Source organism: Herbiconiux moechotypicola, from assembly GCF_024979255.1.
GTDB classification, from domain to species: Bacteria; Actinomycetota; Actinomycetes; order Actinomycetales; family Microbacteriaceae; genus Herbiconiux; species Herbiconiux moechotypicola.
In genome coordinates this window covers 479,187-499,772 of the sequence record NZ_JANLCN010000002.1, presented here as the reverse complement: position 1 = coordinate 499,772, position 20,586 = coordinate 479,187, and the positions used below count along the sequence as shown (strand labels likewise).

The 20,586-nt window shown below is 71.4% G+C and carries 19 protein-coding genes; 10 read left to right on the top strand and 9 right to left on the bottom strand.

Features of this window, described 5'->3' with window-relative positions; translation table 11 throughout:
* Nucleotides 1-170 precede the first annotated feature (170 nt).
* The gene (locus N1031_RS05095; RefSeq protein ID WP_259478504.1) at nt 171-680 is read left to right on the top strand and encodes a hypothetical protein; all 510 of its coding nucleotides are present in this window, start codon (nt 171-173) and stop codon (nt 678-680) included.
* Between the two features lie 86 nt (nt 681-766).
* On the opposite strand, the gene N1031_RS05090 is transcribed toward N1031_RS05095, so the two are convergent.
* From N1031_RS05090 to N1031_RS05060, 7 genes are all read right to left on the bottom strand, one after another.
* Nucleotides 767-1,621 carry an SMP-30/gluconolactonase/LRE family protein gene (locus N1031_RS05090; protein ID WP_259478503.1) on the bottom strand — a complete coding sequence of 285 codons (855 nt, stop codon included), beginning with the start codon at nt 1,619-1,621 and terminating at the stop codon, nt 767-769.
* Between the two features lie 66 nt (nt 1,622-1,687).
* Entirely contained in the window at nt 1,688-3,853 is a 2,166-nt protein-coding gene (locus tag N1031_RS05085) for a hypothetical protein (protein WP_259478502.1), read from the bottom strand.
* A gap of 40 nt (nt 3,854-3,893) precedes the next feature.
* A complete protein-coding gene (locus tag N1031_RS05080) occupies nt 3,894-5,015 on the bottom strand; it encodes a glycoside hydrolase family 130 protein (RefSeq protein WP_375163606.1) in 1,122 nt (373 codons plus the stop codon).
* 2 nt (nt 5,016-5,017) lie between these two features.
* Nucleotides 5,018-5,851: a carbohydrate ABC transporter permease gene (locus tag N1031_RS05075; RefSeq protein ID WP_259478501.1), complete on the bottom strand. Its 834-nt coding sequence runs from the start codon at nt 5,849-5,851 to the stop codon at nt 5,018-5,020.
* Entirely contained in the window at nt 5,848-6,729 is an 882-nt protein-coding gene (locus tag N1031_RS05070) for a carbohydrate ABC transporter permease (RefSeq protein WP_259478500.1), read from the bottom strand. The genes N1031_RS05075 and N1031_RS05070 overlap by 4 nt, the downstream gene beginning before the upstream one ends.
* Nucleotides 6,730-6,737: 8 nt before the next feature.
* A complete protein-coding gene (locus N1031_RS05065; protein WP_259478522.1) occupies nt 6,738-7,988 on the bottom strand; it encodes an extracellular solute-binding protein in 1,251 nt (416 codons plus the stop codon).
* 161 nt (nt 7,989-8,149) lie between these two features.
* Nucleotides 8,150-9,232, bottom strand: coding sequence for a LacI family DNA-binding transcriptional regulator (locus N1031_RS05060; protein ID WP_259478499.1), 1,083 nt, complete (start codon nt 9,230-9,232; stop codon nt 8,150-8,152).
* A 123-nt stretch (nt 9,233-9,355) separates the two neighbouring features.
* Here N1031_RS05060 and N1031_RS05055 point away from each other — a divergent pair, with 123 nt between their 5' ends.
* The 3 genes from N1031_RS05055 to N1031_RS05045 all read left to right on the top strand — a co-directional run bounded on the left by N1031_RS05055 (nt 9,356) and on the right by N1031_RS05045 (nt 12,557).
* Entirely contained in the window at nt 9,356-10,366 is a 1,011-nt protein-coding gene (locus N1031_RS05055) for an aldo/keto reductase (protein ID WP_259478498.1), read from the top strand.
* 68 nt (nt 10,367-10,434) lie between these two features.
* Entirely contained in the window at nt 10,435-11,742 is a 1,308-nt protein-coding gene (locus tag N1031_RS05050) for an FAD-binding protein (RefSeq protein ID WP_259478497.1), read from the top strand.
* A 62-nt stretch (nt 11,743-11,804) separates the two neighbouring features.
* Nucleotides 11,805-12,557 (top strand): GTP pyrophosphokinase, encoded by a 753-nt coding sequence (locus tag N1031_RS05045; protein ID WP_259478496.1) that lies wholly within the window; start codon nt 11,805-11,807, stop codon nt 12,555-12,557.
* A gap of 36 nt (nt 12,558-12,593) precedes the next feature.
* Here the strand turns inward: N1031_RS05045 and N1031_RS05040 are convergent, their stop codons facing one another.
* Nucleotides 12,594-13,394, bottom strand: coding sequence for an alpha/beta fold hydrolase (locus N1031_RS05040; RefSeq protein WP_259478521.1), 801 nt, complete (start codon nt 13,392-13,394; stop codon nt 12,594-12,596).
* Between the two features lie 108 nt (nt 13,395-13,502).
* Here N1031_RS05040 and N1031_RS05035 point away from each other — a divergent pair, with 108 nt between their 5' ends.
* From N1031_RS05035 to N1031_RS05010, 6 genes are all read left to right on the top strand, one after another.
* Nucleotides 13,503-13,799, top strand: a complete 297-nt coding sequence (locus tag N1031_RS05035; protein WP_259478495.1) for a DUF1905 domain-containing protein — start codon at nt 13,503-13,505, stop codon at nt 13,797-13,799.
* A gap of 38 nt (nt 13,800-13,837) precedes the next feature.
* Nucleotides 13,838-14,083, top strand: coding sequence for a ribbon-helix-helix protein, CopG family (locus N1031_RS05030; RefSeq protein WP_259478494.1), 246 nt, complete (start codon nt 13,838-13,840; stop codon nt 14,081-14,083).
* On the top strand, nt 14,077-14,424 hold the full coding sequence (locus N1031_RS05025) for a type II toxin-antitoxin system PemK/MazF family toxin (protein WP_259478493.1): 348 nt from the start codon (nt 14,077-14,079) through the stop codon (nt 14,422-14,424). The genes N1031_RS05030 and N1031_RS05025 overlap by 7 nt, the downstream gene beginning before the upstream one ends.
* A gap of 69 nt (nt 14,425-14,493) precedes the next feature.
* Nucleotides 14,494-15,138 (top strand): TetR/AcrR family transcriptional regulator, encoded by a 645-nt coding sequence (locus N1031_RS05020; protein WP_259478492.1) that lies wholly within the window; start codon nt 14,494-14,496, stop codon nt 15,136-15,138.
* Nucleotides 15,135-15,827: a hypothetical protein gene (locus N1031_RS05015; RefSeq protein ID WP_259478491.1), complete on the top strand. Its 693-nt coding sequence runs from the start codon at nt 15,135-15,137 to the stop codon at nt 15,825-15,827. Before N1031_RS05020 ends, N1031_RS05015 begins: the two co-directional genes overlap by 4 nt.
* Nucleotides 15,824-17,803: a YhgE/Pip domain-containing protein gene (locus tag N1031_RS05010; RefSeq protein WP_259478490.1), complete on the top strand. Its 1,980-nt coding sequence runs from the start codon at nt 15,824-15,826 to the stop codon at nt 17,801-17,803. The genes N1031_RS05015 and N1031_RS05010 overlap by 4 nt, the downstream gene beginning before the upstream one ends.
* Nucleotides 17,804-17,810: 7 nt before the next feature.
* Here the strand turns inward: N1031_RS05010 and N1031_RS05005 are convergent, their stop codons facing one another.
* The gene (locus tag N1031_RS05005; protein WP_259478489.1) at nt 17,811-20,576 is read right to left on the bottom strand and encodes a helix-turn-helix transcriptional regulator; all 2,766 of its coding nucleotides are present in this window, start codon (nt 20,574-20,576) and stop codon (nt 17,811-17,813) included.
* Nucleotides 20,577-20,586: the final 10 nt, after the last annotated feature.

Genomic DNA, 20,586 nt, shown 5'->3' with positions numbered 1-20,586 from the left:
AGAAATACGCCATCATCAACACCCCTCAATCGTCAGGCGTTGCACACACCGCTAGAACCTGCGCTGGATGAGGGGGCATTTCGTGACCGGTCGATCGGTGGGTATGGGAGGGTGGGGGCTGGGGAATGAGATTCGAGGGGGTAGCCGTGGCTGTGACGGGGAGAGTGGCCATGTTCGGCGCACTGGTGGTGGGCGCATCGCTCACGGTGGCAGGGTGCACGATCGCACCGACGCAGGTCGCACGTCCATCCGAGGCCGCGCCGAAGCCGTCCCCCACGAATGCCGCCGCGGACACCGGCGATGCCCAGTGGGTCAGGGCGAATTCGCTCTACGCCGAGGCCGTCTGCCCGACGAACGCCGCTCGTGAAGAGCTCTATGAGGCACTCGACACCAACGACATCGCCCAACTCGCACCTGTGGCGGCGTCCGCGTCGAGTGCGTTCGATGCAGCCGCCGACGTCTTCCTCGAGAATTCGTGGCCGGCCGAGATCGAGGTGGACATCCACTTCCTCGGCGAGACCTCCGCCCAGCTCGCCGAGAGCTGGGGAGCAGTGGCCGCGTCAGCCGACATGACCGCCGCGAACGCGGTCGGGTTCCCCGACGCGCAGACGCCCTACGAAGCCGCGCAGCGCATCCGAAAGACCCTCGACGAGCACGGGCAAGAGTCAGCCGGCTGCTGAACCAAGGCAGCTCGGACGGGTGCACCCCCCGCGCGACGCCGAATGCGCCAGCGGGCCGAGAGAGACACGCGGGCGGGCCCGGAGGCTCAGGCCGCGAAAGTGAGGGTGGGGAGGCCCGGGGTGTCGGCGCGGGTGGTGAAGAGGGCGCCGGCTTCGGGTTCGGCGTCGGCGGGGAGGTTCTCGCGCGAGGTGGTGATGTAGAGGGTGCGGAGATCGGGGCCGCCGAGGGTGCACGAAGTGACGCGCGAGACCGGCAGCTCCACCACCTCGACGAGGGCGCCCGAGGCGTCGTAATGGTGCACGGCCGAGCCGTCGTAGAGCGCCACCCACACACCACCGGCGGAGTCGACGCAGAGGCCGTCGGGGTTGCCGACGCCCTCGGGCAGGTGCACCCAGGGGCGCCGCGAGGTCAGCTCGCCGCGCGCATCCACGTCGAACACGTCGATGCGGCGAGTGGGGGTGTCGGCGTAGAAGGCCAGCGAGCCGTCGCCGGTGAAGCCCAGTCCGTTCGTGATCGTGAGCCCGCCGAAGAGCGCCTCCACCGGCTCGCCGGGCGCACCGAGGCGGTACATCGTGCCCGCCCCGTCGGCGAACCCGTACTGCAGCGACCCGCAGAGCAGCCGCCCGAACGGATCGCACGACCCCTCGTTCATCCGGAAACCTTCGGCGATCACCGGCCCCGAGCTCCACTCCCGCTCACCGTCGGCATCGAAGAGTTCGAACGCCCGCTCGGTCGCCACCACGAAGCCACCGGATGCGCGGGGTCGCACCATCGCCGCGATCAGCGAGCCGGTGTGCAGCCGCGTCACCGCGCCGTCGGGTGCGAGCGAGAGCACGTCGCCCGCGAACATGTCCACGAGCTTCAGCCCGCCCCACGCCTCGTGCCAGACGGCACCTTCGCCGTGGAACGTGATCGGATCGGTGAGCTGCTCGGCACGCATGATTCCACGCTAGCGCGAGGGCCGAGCCGGTCCCGCACCGGCGGCTCGGCCCCCGCGCCTCAGCTGTCACCCGAGCGCGACGGCGAACCCCGACGGCGGCAGCACCAGCGTCCGCGGCCCCGAGGTCTGCACCTCGCGCACGAGCACGCCCGACGAGTCGTACACGTGCACGGTCGCCTCCCGATCGGCGGGCCCGATACGCACGGGCACGGGCGTCCGCAGCCCGTTCTGCACGAGCTGCACCGCCGCGTGCTCACCCGAGGCCGCGAAGGTCGCCACCGCAGGCCGCACGAGCAGAGCGTCCAGCTGCGCGGTGCCGTCGGTCGCCGTCACGCGCACCTCCGGAGCGCCGGCCGGTACGGGCACCGGCAGCCGAACGGGCAGCAGCGCTCCCGGCACCGGCGTGATGCCCTGCGCGCCCACCTCCGACTCGATCGTGCCGAGCGGCAGTCGCCCGGCCGTCCATCGCGTGACCGGCGTCGTCTCCGATCCGCTCTCCACGTGCCAGGTCACCGGCTCCACGATCCGGAGGCCCGCCACCGCATCCGCCACCGCGCCGAGCAGTTCGCCCGCCGCTGCACCGTGGCCTGCACCCGCCGACCCGCTCCCGCGCGAACGAGATTCCTCCGCCGCATCCAGCCCGAACGTCGCACTCTCCCCCGCCTCGAGTTCGAGCACCGCCCCGTTCCACGACGACTCCTCCGTCCAACTCGACTCCGGCGTCACCACCTCGCCGTCGGTCACCACCGCGTCCTCGGCCTGCACCACCGACAGCCCCGATCGCGAGTCGAGCACGCTCACCGAGTTCGCCAGCGCCGCCACCTCGGGATGCGCGTCGAGCGCGAGCATCGACAGCAGCCCGTGGATGGTCGACTCGGCCCCCGAGTTGCGGTTGATCGACCCGTCGGGCTGGATGCCGTCGAACGTCACCCCGGTCACCGGGTCGTACATCGGCTCGCCCACCGGGTTGAGTCCGAAGTACCAGGCGGCCTGCAGCCCCGCCAGCTCGTCGAAGCCGCCTGAGCCCGAGGCATCGGCCGTCGCGAGCAGGTTCTGCACCCGCGAGTCCACCCCGTAGGCGATCTGCACCGTCTCGGTGGGGGTGGGGTACCACCCGTTGTCGGGCCCGCCGGCGGCGAGCAGCGTGGGCGCGAACCGGGCCGACTCCACGACGGCGGGCTCCAGCAGTGCGGGCTCACCCAGGGCGACGGATGCGCGGGCGAGCGCCCCCGACATCTGCGACGACCAGGCGTGCCACATCGACCGCGACTGCGCCCACGGCAGCGCGGCCCCGTAGGGCCACGACTCGGCGGCGGCCGGCGTGGCCGTGGTGGCGGCCATCGCCGCGACCCCCTCGGCGAGCTTGGCCGTAGACGCGCGCACGGCGTCGTCGTCGGGAGCCGCCGCGACGTAGGCGCTCAGCCCGAGCACCGCCTCGGCCGTCGCATCCGCCCCGTCGACGATCAGCCACGCCGGCACCTCGACGCCGTCGGCCTGCACGGTCTCGCCGTAGCGCACGAGCACCTCCCGGTCGACGGCGGCGACCCCGAGCCGCAGCCGCTCCTGCAGGAACGCGGCGAACTCGGGATCGGTGTCGCGGAACGCCGCGCACCCCTCGCCGAAGGCCCAGAGGGTGCGCGCCAGCCAGTAGCTCTCCTCGGAGTCGCTCGGGTCGGGCAGCTCCACCGGCTCGGCGCTCGGGTTGAGCTCGCCGTCGGGCTGCATCCAGAGCACCACGTTGCCCGCATCCTCACCCGAGTCGGTCTGGAAGTAGGCGAGCGCGCGTAGAACCTCATACGCCTTGTCACGAGCAGCGGGATCGCCCTGCTGCCAGGCACGCAGGTACACGACGGCCGCCCGGGCCACGTCGTCGCTGTTGAAGGCACCTTGGGCGTAGTCGCCGGTCTCGGGGTCGAGCGGGCCGCCGCCGACACGCTCGAAGGTGCCTCCGTCGCGCGCATCCGCATAGGTCCACGGCAGGGTGAGCGAGGGCTCGGTGTCGAGGCGGTAGCTCGTGTGACCCTCGACGGTGCCCGGCGACACCTCGTCGAGCAGGAAGTCGAGGTGGTCGAGGTTCGTGAGGGGCGCGGCAGTGTCGGTCGCAGGCGCAGCGGGCGAAGCAGGCGCGGCAGGTGCAGCGGCCGCCGCCGACGCCCCCACCACCCCCGCTCCTCCGAGCACGAGGGTGACGGATGCGGCGGCCGCCGCGAGCCGCAAGGACAGGTTTCTCATCGTCGAGCGCCTTCCAGAAGGGGGTGGTGGGTGGGATGCCTCAGGTGTGCAGCAGTCTCGCGACCCCGATCTTGGAGTCGGCCATGCCGTAGAACACGAAGTGCTGCCCGTCGATCTCCTCGATCGCGGTGGGGAACACCACGTTCGGCACGATGCCGCTGCGCTCCTCCTCGGTCTCGGGGGCGAGCAGCGGCTCCGCCGTGCGCGCCAGCACGATCGACGGGTCGTCGGCGTCGAGCAGAAGGGCTCCCGCCGCGTAGTTCACCTTCTGCTGCTGCGAGAAGGCGCTGTCGATCACCCCGGTCACGCCGTGGTGGATGAGCAGCCAGCCCTCTGGCACCCGCAGCGGCGCCGGTCCTCCACCGATCTTGAGCTCCTCGAACGGGAACGCGGGGCCGGCGAGAAAGCGGTGCCTCGTCCAGCGCGTGAGCTCGGAGAGGTCGCGCGCGACGGCCTCGACCGGCACGTACGAGATCCAGATGCTCTGACGCGCATCCGTCACCCCCGCCGGCAGCCGCACGCCCTCGCCCGGCTTGGTCTCGCCGAGGTCCCACATCGGCCGGTGCAGCACCGCGTACGACGGCGTGCCATCGGGGGCCGTGACCGGGGTGGGGAAGAACACGGTGTCCTTGTTGTGGAAGAGCCCGAGGTCGATCGACAGCTCGTCGTCGTAGGCGAAGGTGACGGGCCCGAGGCGGCGCCACGACCGCAGGTCGTCCGACACGGCGAGCGCCGTCCGCGGCCCGAGCGGACCGTAGGCGACGTAGGTCATCAGGTGCAGACCGGATGCGCCGAGTGACGGAATGAACGTGACCCGCGGGTCTTCGACGCCCGCGTTGTGGGCGCCCCGCTCGAACTCCCGGTCGGGTGCGAGCACGACGCCCTGCCGTTCGACTCCGGTCGGCACACCACCCTCCACGACGACCCTGGCGAGGCCGACCCGCGACACGTTGCCGGAGGCCACGAGCCGCGGCAGCAGGTAGAGCTCGCCGTCCGTGCCGCGGCCCGAGGCGGGGTTCAGCACCCCCTCGGCCTCGAGTTCGCTGCCGGGCTCCGGCTCCATCACGATGCCGGCCCGCTCGAGGCGGTAGGGCACCTCGGTGGACACGGTGCCGGTGGCGCCGGTTGCGCCGGCGGTGCTGCTGCTGGTGGTGGGGGTCATGGTCATCCTTTCACTCCCGATCCGAGGTCGCTCGACACGAAGTACCGCTGGAACACGATGAACAGCACGACCACCGGGGCCGCGAGCACCACCGCGCCGGCGAGGATCGCGCCGAAGGGGTTGTCGGTCGACGCTGCGACCGTGGAGATGTAGTTCGCCAGCGACACGGCCAGGGGCTGCATCGAGGCGTCTTTGGTGATGAGGAACGGCCAGAGGAATTCGTTCCACGGGCCGATGAAGGTGAGCAGCACGGCCGTCACGAGCGCCGGGCGCACCAGGGGCAGGGCCACGCTCCAGAGCAGGCGCAGCTCGCCCGCCCCGTCGATCCGGGCCGCCTCGAACAGCTCCTTGGGCAGTTGCAAGAAGTACTGCCTGAAGATGATCACCGCCGTCGAGTTGATGAGGAAGGGCAGGATCATGCCCAGGTGGGTGTCGCTCAGCCCGTAGTCGCGGGCGATCAGCACGTAGAGCGGAATCTGCAGCAGCTGGAACGGAATGACCTGCACCAGCAGCGCCAGCGCGAAGGTGGCGTTGCGCCCGCGCCACTGCAGCATGGCGAGCGCGTAGCCCGCGAGCACGCCGAACACCACCGTGCCGAGCAGCACTCCGCCCGTGAAGATGCCCGAGTTCACCAGGCCCGACACGAGGTCGATGCGCTCGTTCACGTTGACGTAGTTGTCGAGGGTGAGGTTCGCCGGGTTCGGGAAGGCACCCGCGAGGGTGGGGTCGGTCTCCTTCTGCAACGACCCGATCACCATGTAGTAGAAGGGGAAGAGGAACACGATCGCGCCCGCGAAGAGCACGACGTACCTCAGCACGGCGCCGCGTCTGGTCATGACTCCCTCTCCCCCACGAAGCGGTTCTGGATGAAGGCGATGACGAGCACGCCGATCACCAGCACGATGCCGATGGCCGCGGCCACGTCGGGCTGCCCCTGCTGGATGCCGAGCTGGTACATCATGAGCACCGGCGAGGTGGAGGCCCCGTTCGGGCCGCCGCCCGCGGTGAGCAGGTAGGGCTCGGTGAAGAGGTTCGCCCCGGTGACGGTCGAGATGAGCAGCACCAGCAGGGTCGCCGGCCGCACTCCCGGCACCGTCACCGCGAAGAACTGACGGATGCGCCCGGCGCCGTCGGTCGCGGCCGACTCGTAGAGCTCCTTGGGCACGTTCTGCAGCGCCGCGAGGTAGAGCAGGATGTAGAAGCCCAGCTGCTTCCAGGTGACGTAGAGGGCGATCACCGGCATGGCGAGCTGCTCGTTGATGAGCCACGACGGGTCGGGCGCGAGCGGCCCGAGGATCGTGTTGACGAGGCCGCTGCCGCTGAACAGGAACAGCCACACCGCCACCACCGCCACGCTCGCCGTGACGTAGGGCACGTAGTAGCTCACCCGCAGGAAGGTGCGGGCGTGCACCGCCCGATTGAGGGCGGAGGCCAGCAGCAGCGACAGCACCACCGTGAGCGGCACGTTGATGACGAGGAACACCCCGACGTTCGCGAAGGAGCGGAGCACCTGGTCGTTGGTGAAGGCGTAGACGTAATTGTCCAGCCCCACGAACGGCCGGTCGGGCTCCGCCCCCGGAGCGGCGAAGAAGAAGTCGTGGAACGAGATCCACACCGCGTAGACGATGGGGAACGCGAACACGAGGATCACGAACGCCAGGTAGGGCGAGCTGAACAGCAGCCCGAGCGGCTGGCGCCCGAGGAGGCGCTTCATGGTGACTCCTAGGGCTGCGAGGCCAGGTCGTCGATCTTCGCGGCGGCGTCGTCGAGTGCGGTGTCGACGTCTCCCTCGCCGAAGATCACGGCCTTGCTCCACGCGTCGCGGAAGGTCTGCATGATCTGGACGGTGTTGGGCCCGGCCGGCACCTCGACGGTGCGGCTCGCCTGGTCGCCGAACTGCACGTATTCGGGATGCGCGGCGAAGTAGTCGGCGTAGACGGTCGGCAGGTCCTGCCGCAGCGGCATCTGGCCGGTGGCCTCGAGGAAGGCGCCGTCCTGCTCCTCGCTGGTGGCGAACTTCAGCACCTCCCAGGCCGTGCCCTTGTTCTCGCAGGCCGAGAACAGACCGATGTTCTTCGCATCGCTGAAGGTCCAGGTCTCGTCGGCCGGCGTGCCGTCGGGGGTGGGCACCGGAACGGCACCGAAGTCCATGTCGCCGTAGACCGAGATGGCCCACGGGCCCACGATGGCCATCGCGGCCTGACCGTCGGCGAAGGCGTCGCCCTGGTACATCTCCTGGCCGGCCAGCTTCTGGTCGTAGAGCTCGCGCCAGAACTGCGCCACCTCGTAGCCGGCGTCGTCGGCGAAGGTTGCTGCGCCGTCCTCCACGATCTGCGAGCCACCGGTGGCCGCCGCGTAGAGCGGGTAGAAGTCGAACTGCATCTGGTAGAACTCGCTCGTGGGAGCCGGCTGGATGGCGTAGGGCGAGACCCCGGCGTCGACCAGCGCCTTCGAGGTGGCGAGGAAGTCGTCGTAGGTCGACAGCGCCGGGTTCTCGGGGTCGAGGCCGGCCTGGGCGAACAGGGCCTTGTTGTAGAAGATGACGACGGGGTTCGACTTCCACGGGAACTGGAAGTAGTCGCCGTCGGCGTTCTGGTACTGCTCGGCGAGCGCGCCGGAGCGCTCCTCGATGTAGGAGGCGCCGTCGGGGAAGCTCGAGAGGTCGACGAGTCCGCCCTGCTTCTCGAACTGTCCCACGGCGCTCGGAGCCGTGTTGAGCACGAGACAGGGCGCGTTGCCCGCGGTGATGGCGGCGCCGATCACCTCTTCGCTCGACTTGCCGGCGGGGATCTCCTGGGCGGTGATCTGCTCATCCGGATGCTCGGCGTTCCACGCCTCGACCATCTGCTTGCCCCAGGTCACCTCGGCCTCGTTGTTGGAGTACCAGATGGTGATGGGGCCGGTGGCCGTGAGGTCGTCGGAGGAACCGCCGCCACCGCCCGAGCAGGCGGCCAGCACGAGCGAGGCGGCCAGCGCGCCGGCGACCGCGACGGTGCGGCCGGCGGAGCGCCGGGCGGAACGGGTGACGGATGGGCGGGGTGCGTGCGGGGCGATGCCCTCAGGCGGCCTCGTCGCTGAGGCCTTGCGGATGTGCACGGTGGTGCTCCTTTCGGTGGCGGCCGGGGCCGCGGTTCTCAGGCGCGCGCGCCGGTGGGCGCGGGGCCGGACGGGGAGGGCCCGGTGGAGACCGGGCCGGTCGAGGCGCGCACCACGAGGTGCGCGGGCGGGAGGTCGACGTCGGCGACCGGGTCACGGTCGGCGATGGCCGCGAGCAGCGACCGGGCGGCCGCCTCGCCCCACAACTGAGGGTCGGACCGCACCGAGGTCAGCGCGGGGTAGACGTAGCGGGCGATCTCGGAGTCGTCGAACCCCGTGATCGAGAGATCGCCCGGCACCCGCAGGCCCCGCTCGTGGGCCACACCGAGACCGGCGATGGCCATCGGGTCGTTGTCGTAGACGATCGCGGTGGGCGGGTTCGCGAGATCGAGCAGCCGCGCCGTCGCGGCGGCGCCGTGGGCCGCGGTGAAGTCGGTCTCTTCGACGAGCCCGGCATCGAGCCCGGCCGCCGCCATGGTCGCGGCGAAGGCCGCGTGCCTGCGCTGGGCGTGCATCATGCGCAGCGGGCCGATCACGTGGGCGATGCGGCGGTGCCCCTGCTCGATGAGGTGCTGCGTGGCCGCGGCGGTGCCCGGGGTGTCGTCCAGCGCGACGGCCGGGAACGGCGAGCCGGGGGTGCGGCCGAGCGTGACGGCGGGGAGCCCGAGCTCGGCGAGCAGCGGGATGCGCGGGTCATCCCGCCGCAGGTCGGTGAGGAAGACCCCGTCGACCCGCTTGTCGGCAGCGAGGGTGCGGTAGACCGCATCCTCGTGCTCGTCTCCGCCGACCACGCTGAGCACGAGGGCCCGCCCCTCGGCGACGAGCACCCGCTCGACCCCGGCGATGAACGACGGGAAGAACGGGTCGGCCGAGATGATCTCGGGGTCGCGGGCGATGACGAGCCCGCAGGCGTACGACGTGCTGGTGGAGAGGGAGCGCGCGCTCACGCTCGGGCGGTAGCCGAGCTCGCGGGCGACCCGCAGGATGTGATCGCGCGAGCGGGCGGAGACGCCCGGCCGGTCGTTGAGGGCGAAGGAGACGAGGCCCTTGCTCACCCCCGCCGCGCGGGCGACGTCGGTGATGGTGGGCTTCGGGTTCACGGCCTGATTCACGTCATCCACCTCCTCGCTCCACTCTGAACCGGTTTAGAAGAACCCTAGACCGGTTCAGCCACCCCCGCAAGGGGGACATCCGCCCCATGGTGACGTGAACATGAGATGCGCGGGGCGTGCCATGATCGAGGGGTGACTTACATCGCCGCCGATGCCCGCTACGAATCCATGGTCTACAAGCGCTCGGGGCGCAGTGGACTGCTCCTGCCCGGCCTCTCCCTCGGCCTCTGGCACAACTTCGGGCACGAACGCCCGATCGACACCCAGCGCGCCATCCTGCGCCGCGCCTTCGACCTCGGCATCACCCACTTCGACCTCGCGAACAACTACGGGCCGCCCCCCGGCTCGGCCGAGACGAACTTCGGCCGCATCTTCGCCGAAGACCTGGGGCCCTACCGCGACGAGATCATCGTGTCGTCGAAGGCCGGCTACCACATGTGGCCCGGGCCGTACGGCGAGTGGGGCTCGCGCAAGAACCTGCTCGCCTCGCTCGACCAGTCCCTCGGCCGTCTCGGCCTCGACTACGTCGACATCTTCTACTCCCACCGCTTCGACCCCGACACCCCGCTCGACGAGACCATGGGGGCGCTGGCCACCGCCGTGCACTCCGGCAAGGCGCTCTACGTGGGCGTGTCGAACTACTCGCCCGAGCAGACCCGGGAGGCCGCGCGCATCCTGGCCGAGCACAAGATCCCGCTCACCATCCACCAGCCCCGCTACTCCATGTTCGACCGCCACATCGAAGACGGGCTGCTGCCCGTGCTCGACGAGGTGGGAGCCGGCAGCATCGTCTTCTCACCGCTCGCGCAGGGCCTGCTCACCGACCGCTACCTCGACGGCCACGTGCCCGCCGACTCGCGGGCGGCGACCTCGCACTTCCTCTCGCAGAAGGGCATCGACGAGGAGTACCTCGGCCGCGCCCGGGCACTCAACGAGATCGCCGCGGGCCGTGGGCAGACGCTCGCGCAGCTCGCGCTGAGCTGGGTGCTGCGGCACCCGCAGGTGACCTCGGCGCTCATCGGCGCCTCGAGCGTGACCCAGCTCGAGCAGAACGTGGCCGCCCTCGACGCGGCACCGCTCGACGCCGACGAGATCGCCGCGATCGAGCCCTACGCGGTGCACGGCACCGGCCGCACGGCGTAGCGCCGGGCGAGCAAAGTAAGCAGGCAGGTAGGCCGGGCAGGCCGAGACAGGCGCGAAGAGGAGCCGGGATGCAGCCAGGATCGAACTCGCCAGGATCGAACTGGCCAGGATCGAACTGGGCGGGCACGCACCGCTTCGCCGCCGGCGCGCTCGTCGAGCCGAGATCGGTGGCCGAGGCGCAGGAGGTGGTCGCGGCGTCCCGGCGCGTGCGCGCCCTCGGGTCACGGCACTCCTTCAACGACCTCGCCGACCCGGGCGACGGCGGAGTGCTGCTCAGTCTCGAAGCGCTCGACGCGGAGGCCGACCGCGAGCTGCGCATCGACCCCCTCGCCCGCACGGTCTCCGTACCCTCCGCCACCCGCTACGCCACGCTGGCCACGCACCTCGAGGCGGCCGGCTGGGCGCTCGAGAACATGGGGTCGCTCCCGCACATCTCGGTCGGTGGCGCCGTCGCGACCGGCACCCACGGCTCGGGTGACCGCAACCGCAACCTGTCGGCCGCGGTGGTCGGAGTCGAGCTGATCGACGGCACCGGATCGCTCGTGCGGATCGACGACGGCGACGAGCGGTTCGGCGGTGCCGTCATCGCCCTCGGCGCCCTCGGCGTCACCACCCGGCTCACCCTGCGCATCCGGCCCAGCTATCGCATGCGGCAGGACGTGTACCTCGACCTGCCCTGGGAGACCGCGCTCGGCCGTTTCGACGAGGTGATGGGCGGCGCCTACAGCGTGAGCCTGTTCACCGACTGGCGGGACTCGGGCGTGCACCAGGTGTGGGTGAAGTCGCGCGTCGACGACGGGCCCGTGGATGCGGACGCCGGCTGGTTCGGGGCGCGCTCCGCCGGCGCGAAGGTGATGTCACCCGCCGACGAGGGGCACGACAACACGACCGTGCAGGGCGGGGTGGAGGGCCCCTGGTGCGAGCGGCTGCCGCACTTCCGCATCGACGCCACCCCGTCGAACGGCGACGAGATCCAGACCGAGTACTTCGTCGACCGCTCCGTCGCGCCCGCCGCGCTGGAGGCGGTGCGGTCGCTGGCGTCGCGCATCCGGCCCCACCTGCTCGTGTCGGAGGTGCGCACGGTCGCGGGAGACGGGCAATGGCTGAGCCCCACCCGGGGTGCGGCGAGCGTCGGCATCCACTTCACCTGGCAGAACCACCCCGAGGCGGTGCGCGAGCTGCTCCCCGTGGTGGAGGCGGCGCTGGAGCCGTTCGAGCCGCGGCCGCACTGGGGCAAGTGGTTCGCGCTCGACGGCGGGGCCGTGGCGGCGCGCTACCCGACGCTCGGCCGCTTCGCGGAGCTCGCCGAGCAGCTCGATCCCGGGCGCCGCTTTCGCAACCCGTACCTCGAGCGGGTTCTGGGCCTGCCCCGCTGACTCTCAGGCGCATCCCAGGCACCGCCCCGGAGACCGCAAGAGCGCCACGGTTGACTGGGTTCATGGACGTCAGCGCCGCACCAGCCGGCACCCTCGCCACCCGCCCCGCCGTCGGCACCCAGGAGATGCTCGCCTTCGCGGTGGGCCTGCGCGACACCGTGCAGCGGCTCTCGATGGAGCACCGCTTCGCCGTGGCCGAGGTGGAGACGAAGGTGATGATCCTCCGCGAGGAGTTCTTGCACCTGCATCGCTACAACCCGATCGAGCACGTGAAGTCGCGGGTGAAGTCGCCGAAGAGCCTCATCGAGAAGGTGCTGCGCAAGGGTTGCGCACCGGATGCGGAGGCGATCCGGGCATCGATCCGCGACATCGCGGGAGTGCGGGTGACGTGCTCGTTCATCCAGGACTGCTACCGGGTGCTCGAGGCGCTCACGGCGCAGGACGACCTGCGGGTGCTCGAGATCAAGGACTACATCGCCGAGCCGAAGGCGAACGGGTACCGGAGTCTGCACGCCATCGTCGAGGTGCCGGTGTTCCTCTCGTCGGGGGCGCTGCCGCTGGCGGTCGAGATCCAGATCCGGTCGGTGGCGCAGGACTTCTGGGCGAGTCTCGAGCACAAGATCTTCTACAAGTACGACGGCGAGGTGCCCGAGCGGCTGCGCGCCGAGCTCGCTGCCGCAGCGGCGTCGGCGGCGGCGCTCGACGATCGGATGGAGCAGTTGCACGCTGAGGTGCACGGCGCCTCCGACCTCGCCGACGACGGCTTCGACGAGCTCACGCTGCAGCGCCTCTGGGGTCTCGCCCACACCCCGTGACGGCCGGAGCGGCGGCGACGGCGTCCGCGCCCAGCGTCAGCGAGCGAGGGCCGCGCGGAGATGGGCGGCGAGCGGTTCGGCGGGGAGACCGTGGTCGGCGGCGCCCGGGATCACCTCGAGGCGGGCGCCGGGCAGCAGGCGCACGAGCTCCTCGGCGGCCGACTCGAGCAGTGGCCAGGTGCGCTCGCCGCGCATCACGGTCACGGGGGTCGTGACCGCCACCATCTCCCGGGTGGGCACCGCCAGAGTGGTGGTGATCGTGGCGTCGTAGACGACCGACTGGGCGATCGCCTCGAGCGCCGGGAAGAACGGGGCGTGTTTGATCTGCTCCACCACCTCGGCCGGCAATCCGATGCCCTCGCGCTGGAACAGCGACACCGCGTCACCCGGGCGGCCGTCGTCGACGAGCGCCTGGAGTCTCGCGGGGAGCCCGGGGTCGAGCTGCGCCCGCGCATCCGGATCGAACCGGAACGGTGCTTCGTAGAGGAACACCCGGTCGACCCCCACGCCCGCCGCGGCGGCGGCCAGCGCCAGCACGCCGCCCGACGAGAAACCGAACACGGATGCGCGCCCTCCGACGAGATCGATGACCGCGGCGAGGTCGTCGATCTCGCGCTCGATCGCGTACGGCCGGATGTCGCCGCTGTCGCCGCGGGCCCTGCGGTCGTAGACCACCGTCGCGATGCCCTCGGGGGCGAGCAACTCGGCGATCGGGAGGCAGGTGTCGCGGAGGTTGAACGCCCCGCCGACGAAGACGATCGCCGCCCCACCCTCGGCGCCAACGTCCGACCGCTGGTAGGCGATCGACGTGCCGTCCTTCGAGACCGTCCGCTCCATCACGACCGTCACCCTCTTCCTCGCCGCGCCCACCGCGCATCCGCTCGCCTCACGACAGCACTCGCGCGATATGTGGACATCGTACACATCCTCCCGTACCGTCGGAACATGACCGACGCGCCGGCTCCGCCCCACGACCTCGACCATCGCTTCACAGCACCCATCGGCGTCGACGTGAAGGGTGAGACGTGGAGCTGCGTCGAGATGCGCGGCTCGGCCGAGTTCTTCGGCACCGGCCGCTCGGTGAAGATCGAGGGCACGATCGACGGCATCCCCTTTACCTCGGGCTTCATGCCGACCGGTCGCGGCGGCCACATGGTCTCGGTGAGCGCCGCCCTGCGCAAGAAGCTCGGCAAGGCCGTCGGCGACGACGTCGAGCTGCACCTCATCCGCCGCCTGACGTGACCCTGGAGTCCGCCGGTATAACTCGTTATACTGAGCGCATGAAGACAGCGATCTCCCTCTCAGACGGCGACTTCGAGCGCTTCGATCGCGTGGCGGCTCGCAACGGCATGAACCGGTCCGAGTTCTTCCGCGTCGCCGCGAGCAGGTTCGCCGACGATCTCGAGGGAGACAAGCAGCTCACGGCCCTCGCCAACGCCGCGATCGAGCGGGCGGGTCAGCCGAGCCGAGACGGCGCGTTCCTCTCCGAGTCGCAGGCGCGCATCCAGGCCGGCACCGAGTGGTGATCGCGCGCGGCGACATCGTCTGGGTCGACTTCGGAACCCCCCGAGGGTCCGAGCCGGCGAAGGTGCGGCCCGCGATCGTGCTGCAGGAGGATTGGCTGCTCGAGACCACGATCAGCACGGTGACCGTGGTTCCCCTCACCCCCAATACTGGGCTCGAAGCCTTCCCCGGCAACGTGCTGCTGCCCGCGGAGGCTTCCGGACTCGAGAAGGACTCGGTCGCGGTGGTCTCCCAGCTCGGCCCGGTGAGCCGCGAGTTCCTCGATCCCTACCCGGTCGGCAAGACGCCACGATATCTGCTCAATCGCGTCATGGAGGGCGTGCGGCTGTCGATCGGCATCTGAGCCCTCGGCCGGCGATGACGCGGTGAACGCTAACTTGCACAGCTGTGTGCACTTTAGTACGATCGCGGAGTGACGAGCACGACCCTGCACACGCGAGCCCGCGCCCCGCGGCGCGACGCGGCCGAGAACCGCGAGGCGATCCTGCGCGCCGCGTCGAGCGTGTTCCGGCGCGAACCCGAGGCGTCGCTGGATGCGGTGGCCGTCGAGGCGGGCCTCTCCCGCCGCGCGCTCTACGGTCACTTCGCCTCGCGCGACGAGCTGCTCGCCGAGCTCCTCACCCGCGGCGGAGCCCGCATCTCCTCCGCCGTGGCCGAGGTGCGCGACGACGACCCCCGCCGGCGGCTCGCCCTGATCGGGGCCGCGCTCTGGCAGGAGGTGCAGGAGGTGCGCGTGATCGCCCAGCTCGCCCTGCACGGCCCGCTCGAACGCACCGTCGCCGACGCCCTGCGACCGGTGCGCGCCGCGGTGCGCGAGGCCGCCCGCGACGGGATCGCGGCCGGCTGGTTCCGGCCCGACCTGTCGGTCGAGTCGCTCGCGCGGCTCGTGGAAGACGCGGCCATCGCCGTGCTCGACGAGGCCGTGCGCTCCGACCTGGGTGAGAACGACGGCCGGCGCCTGGTGATGTCGGTCGGGCTGTCGGTGGCGGGACTGTCGTGGCGCGACACCGCGGCGCTGCTGGACGAGTGGGATGAACGGGACGGGGAACACGCATGAGAATCGACGCGATCGGCATCACCAAGGGCAAGAACGGCGTCCCCCTGCCGTCCACCACCCTCTCCTACGAGTCGGGTGCCGTCACCGTGGCGGTCGCCGAGCAGGGCGACCAGCCGGTCGTGCTCGCGCTCATCGCGGCCGGCCGCATGCACCCCGACTCCGGCTCGGTCACCCTCGACGGTGCGCCGGCCACCGCCCCGCTGCGCGACCGCGTCGCCCTGGTCGACGCGCCCGAGGTGAGCGAGCCCGCCCCCGACCTCGCCCTCGCGACGGTCCTCCGCGAGGAGCTCGCCTACGCGAACCGCCCCTCCGGCCGCCGCGCCGTCGAGCAGGCCATCACGGATGCGCTGCACGCCAACCGCGAGCTCGGCCTGACCGTCGAGGGAGACGTCGACGGCGACATCGACGACCGCACCCCGGCCCAGCTCGCCCGCATCCCGGTGCGCGACGTCCCACCCGCCCTCCGCATCCGTCTCCTCACCGAGCTCGCGCTCTCCCGCCCGGGCGTCGAGGCGCTGGTGCTCTCCTCACCCGACCGCCACGGCGGTTCCCCCTTCGTCTGGAACGCCATCGCTCACGACCTCGCCTCCCGCGACGTGGCCGTGCTGGTTGTCACCGGCGCCGCCTCCGCCGAGCTGCTGGCACTCCTCGAACCGAACGACTCCCTCGCTCTGGAGACCGACGCATGAAGATCCTCCACCTGGTCGCCACCGAGCTGCGGCGCCTCACCGCCACCGGCATGGCCCGCCTGGCGCTCGTGGCGCTCATGCTCGTGCCCGTGCTCTACGCCGGGCTCTACCTCTGGGCCAACAACGACCCCTACGGCAGCCTCAAAGACGTGCCCGTCGCCCTGGTCGTGGAGGACACCGGGTCGACCCTCGACGGCAAGGCCGTCAACTACGGCGAAGAGGTGCGCGACCAGCTGCTCGACGACGCGAGCGTGGGCTGGCACGTGACCACCGCCGAAGAGGCGGCCGCGGGCGTGCGCGACGGCGAGTTCGACTTCATCCTCACCCTCGGACCCGACTTCTCGAGCGCGCTCACCTCGGCGAGCGGCGACTCCCCCACCCAGGCCGTGGTGCAGCTCACCACCAACGACACCAACAGCTTCCTCGCCACCACCATCGCCGGCCAGGTGGCCGAGAAGGTGCGCGCGAGCATCACCGAGCGGGTGGGCAAGGAGGCCGCGCTCACCCTGCTGAACGGCTTCGCCACCGTGCGCAGCAACCTCGTGGAGGCCGTGGACGGCGCCACCACCCTCGCCGACGGCACCACCACGGCCGCCGAGGGCGCGGCGACGCTCGCGGCGGGCATCGCCACGGCGAGCGACGGCGCCTACTCCCTCGCTCAGGGTTCGGGCTCGGCGAACGTGGGCGCTCAGCAGCTCGACGCCGGGCTGCAGCAGCTGCGAGCCGGCTCGGCCGACCTCCCCTCGCAGACCGCGCAGCTCAATGCCGGCGCCCAGCAGGTGGCCGCGGGCAACGCCCAGCTGGCCACGACCGCCGACCAGGTGGCCGTCGCGGTTCAGGATGCGGTGAACCAGGTTCCCGCGGCCCGCGCCGAGATCGTCGCCATCCTCGACGCCTCCTCGCTCACGCCCGAGCAGAAGGCCGCCGTGCTGGCGCGGCTCGACGAGGTAGGCACCGCGATCGATGACGGCAACGCGAAGGTGCAGGAGGCCGACGCCCAGATCGGCGCGCTCGCCACGGGCAGCGCCCAGCTCGCGGCCGGCACCCAGCAGCTCGCCGACAGCGCTCCCGCCCTCACGAACGGCATCGCCTCCGCCGCCGCCGGCTCGTCGCAGTTGAGCGGCGGCCTGCAGCAGGTGGCTCAGGGGGCCCTCGACCTCAGCACCGGCATGCAGCAGCTCCGCCAGGGCAGCGCCGATCTCAGCAGCGGCCTCAACTCGATCGACAGCGGCGCGGGCACCCTGCGCGACGGCCTCGCCGCCGGTCTCGACGACGTGCCGAACCAGACCGCCGAGCAGCGCGAGGCCTCGGCCCAGACCATCTCCGACCCGGTGGCGCTCGACACCAGCGCGGTCACCAAGGCGAGCAACTACGGCGCCGGCATGGCGCCGTTCTTCATCAGCCTCGCCGCCTGGATCGGCATCTACGCGCTCTTCCTCATCGTCAAGCCGCTCTCGCGCCGCGCGGTGACCGCGCTCAAGCGCCCGTTCACCGTCACGACCGCAGGCTGGGCCACCCCCGCCGTTCTCGGCGCCATCCAGATGGTGGTGGTGTTCGGCATCATCACCCTCGCGCTCGGCTACCAGGTGGAGCACCCGTGGGGGATGCTCGGCTTCATGGCGCTCACCTCGGCGACGTTCGCCACGATCATCCTGGCCCTCAACATCCTGCTCGGCAGCGTCGGCCAGTTCTTGGGCCTGGTGCTCATGGTGCTGCAGCTGGTGACCGCGGGCGGCACCTTCCCGTGGCAGACGCTGCCCGGCCCGCTGCAGGTGCTGCACCAGGTGCTGCCGATGAGTCACGCCGTCGATGGCATCCGTCAGCTGATGTACGGGGGCAACCTCGAGATGGCCGGAGCCGACGCCGGGGCACTCTTCTTCTGGCTGGTCGGCGCCCTGCTCGTGTCGTACCTCGGCGCCCGGCGGCTCACCCGCCACCGCACCCTGCGCGACCTGCGGCCGTCGCTGATCGGGTGAGCCCCGCTCAGCCGGCCAGCAGCCCCAGCTCGGCCGCCGCGATGAGGGCCTCCTCGCGCGAGGTGACGTTCAACTTGCGATAGAGGCTGCGCAACTGCGACTTCACGGTGTTCACCGACACGAACAGCGCTGAGGCGATCTCGGCGGCGCTCCCGGTATCCAGGAGCTGCACGAGCACAGCCGACTCGCGCTCGGTGAGCCGCACGCGCTCCAGCGAGTCGGGCAGAAAAGACGGTCGCTCCGAGACGGATGCGAAGAAGTCGACCACCTCGTGCACCCCACGACGGGAGGCGAGCTCGAGCAACGCATCGCGGTCGACCCTGGGGAGGAAGAGCACCGAGAAGGGCAGCCCGAGCCGCTCCACGAGCGCCACCGTCTCGATGGCGATGTCGATGGCCACCTCTTCGCTGCCGAGCCGGAGGAACACGGCGGCGCGGGCCCAGCTGAGTGCCGCACCGATGTGCTGCGACGCGCCAGGTCGGTGCTTGATGCCGTTGAGCAGCCGCAGCGCCTCGGAGGCGTCGTCGGCCAGCAGGGCGATGAGCGCCCGCGCCAGGCAGATGATGGGGGCGTCGATCGAGCCCGCCGCCAGCACCGACTCCGCTTTCGCGGTGCGGCCCGAGGCGATGAACTCGATCGCGAGCACCCCGCGCAAGGCGTCGGCGTGCACGCGCGCGAACTCGGGTGTTCGCGTGGCATCGAGCTCCAGCTCGAGCTCGATGCTGCCGGCGCGGTGCCGGCCGGTGCCGAGGTCGATCTGCCCCTGCAGCAGCAGGAACACGGCTCGATGCTCCGACGACCGCGCCCCGTCGACCGCGGCGAGCTGCCGCGTGGCCTCGTCGAAGTCGAAGGCCTGCACGGCGAGCAGCCCGCGCGCGAGATGGTAATAGGCCCCGATGTAGCCCGACCGCCAGCCGTCGGGCCAGTGGGCGGCGTCGAGCCGGCGCACCAGCTCTTCGGCCCGGGCGAGGTCGCCCGAGATGGCCAGGGTTCCCGCCATGAGCGAGAGGGGGTGCATGCGGGCTCGCTGCTGCGGAAGATGGCTCGCCGAGGCATACGCCGACGAGAAGGCCTCGAGCGCCCGTGCCCCGTCGCCCCAGTACAGCATCGAGAGCCCCAGCTGGCCGAGGTGGACGTGGGCGTTGCGGCTCAGCTCGTCGCGGTCGGCGGGCGCGAGCTCGTCGTAGAGCCGCAGCGCCTGTTCCGCCGACCGCCCGGCCTGCTCGAAGCGCCCGGTCAGCCGGTAGGCGGTGCTCTCGCCCACGAGCAGGACGAACCGTTCCACCGACCCCGAGCGCGACCCCCTCACTCGAGACGCGGCGATCGCCAGGGTGAACAGGTCGATCGCCCGCATCGCGGACTCGCCGAGCGTCGTGAGACCGATGCCGAGCATCATGGCGAGCAGCGGCTGCTGGCGGATGCGGCCGAGCGGCAGCACCGAGAGCACCTCCACGGTCGCGGCGAGCTCGCTCTCGACCAGGACCGCCCAGTCGCGCAGCACGATGTGGGAGGCGAGCTCGAGGTCGCCTCCCTCGACGGCCGCACGCAGCGCGGTGAGCGGCCGGCCGTGCTCGTCGGCCCAGATCGCGTAGCGCCGTCGGAGCTCCGCCAGGTGGGCCGGCGCCTGAGCAGCGATCTCGTCGCGGAGCGCAGCGCGCACGACGGCAGAGAGATGGAAGACCCGTTCGCCCTCCTCCGTCGACCACAACCCGAGGCCCCTCGCCTCGGCCACCGCGAGATGCTGGCGCACGGCAGGGTCGTTCGAGAGCGTCTCGGCGAGCTCGGCGGTGACCCCCTCGGGCACGGCGATGCGGGTGAGGAACTCGCGGAAGCCGTCCCCCTCGCTCTCACCCTCCACGGTGCTCGCGACGTATCCGATGAGTGCCTGCGGCAGACGCACGCTCGCCGGGCCGATCACATCGCCTCCCGCCAGGTACGCGGTGACGGCCGCGCGCACGGGCAGTGCCAGCCCGCCGGTGGTGTGCTGGATGGAGTCGACGAGCGCCCCCGACGAAGAGGCCGCTGCGGGGGACGCCCCGCCGAGGGTGAGGAACTCGGCGATCTCGGCCTCGGTGAAACGGAGGGCGGCGGCCGGGATGACGTCGGTGTCGACGCGCAACGACGCGAGGTCGTGCTCGAGACGGCTGATCGACCGCGTGGCCAGGGTCACGCGCATCCGTTCGTCGAACTCGAGCAACTCGATCAGGTCGAGATGCACCTCGGTATCGACGACCCGCTCATAGTTGTCGATGACCAGATGCACACCCTGGTCGACGGCCGCGAAGGCCCGCACGATCGTGGAACGCGGGTCGGTGGAGCTCCCCAACGCGACGCCGAGCTCGGCCGCCGGGGAGCCTGCGCCCACGATCCCGGCGTCGAGCAGGCCCTGGCCGACCTCGGCCCAGAAGCTCTGCCGAGAGGGATGCCGTCGGCGGATCGGCACCCACGCCCCGTTCTGCGGTGCCCCGCCCTCGGGCGGGACTCGCCGCGCCCAGTCGGCGAGAAGCACGGTCTTGCCCGCGCCTCCCATGCCCTGCACCACCACGAGGGGCGACGGCGAGTCGAGCAGGCTCGTCAATCGCGGCCGGTCCACGAGCAGGCGCGGCAGACGGGGGGCGCCGGCGATACGGGCGCCAAGGCGGTCGAGGCGCGGATGCGCGGTGCCCGACTCGAGGATGCCACCGAGGCTTTCACCCGGTTGCGGCCCGGCCGCGGGGGACGGGACGGCGACGATGTGCGCGGGCCGGCCGGAGGCCCGTTCGGATCCCACCACCGCACCCCCT

Bases quoted from the DNA above. Each gene is read 5' to 3' on its own strand.
- N1031_RS05040 (WP_259478521.1), bottom strand. From the start codon at position 13,394: ATGGAGCGGACGGTCTCGAAGGACGGCACGTCGATCGCCTACCAGCGG.
- N1031_RS05015 (WP_259478491.1), top strand. From the start codon at position 15,135: ATGAGAATCGACGCGATCGGCATCACCAAGGGCAAGAACGGCGTCCCC.
- N1031_RS05050 (WP_259478497.1), top strand. From the start codon at position 10,435: ATGCAGCCAGGATCGAACTCGCCAGGATCGAACTGGCCAGGATCGAAC.
- N1031_RS05010 (WP_259478490.1), top strand. From the start codon at position 15,824: ATGAAGATCCTCCACCTGGTCGCCACCGAGCTGCGGCGCCTCACCGCC.
- N1031_RS05045 (WP_259478496.1), top strand. From the start codon at position 11,805: ATGGACGTCAGCGCCGCACCAGCCGGCACCCTCGCCACCCGCCCCGCC.
- N1031_RS05035 (WP_259478495.1), top strand. From the start codon at position 13,503: ATGACCGACGCGCCGGCTCCGCCCCACGACCTCGACCATCGCTTCACA.
- N1031_RS05090 (WP_259478503.1), bottom strand. From the start codon at position 1,621: ATGCGTGCCGAGCAGCTCACCGATCCGATCACGTTCCACGGCGAAGGT.
- N1031_RS05075 (WP_259478501.1), bottom strand. From the start codon at position 5,851: ATGACCAGACGCGGCGCCGTGCTGAGGTACGTCGTGCTCTTCGCGGGC.
- N1031_RS05085 (WP_259478502.1), bottom strand. From the start codon at position 3,853: ATGAGAAACCTGTCCTTGCGGCTCGCGGCGGCCGCCGCATCCGTCACC.
- N1031_RS05080 (WP_375163606.1), bottom strand. From the start codon at position 5,015: ATGACCCCCACCACCAGCAGCAGCACCGCCGGCGCAACCGGCGCCACC.
- N1031_RS05095 (WP_259478504.1), top strand. From the start codon at position 171: ATGTTCGGCGCACTGGTGGTGGGCGCATCGCTCACGGTGGCAGGGTGC.
- N1031_RS05030 (WP_259478494.1), top strand. From the start codon at position 13,838: ATGAAGACAGCGATCTCCCTCTCAGACGGCGACTTCGAGCGCTTCGAT.
- N1031_RS05070 (WP_259478500.1), bottom strand. From the start codon at position 6,729: ATGAAGCGCCTCCTCGGGCGCCAGCCGCTCGGGCTGCTGTTCAGCTCG.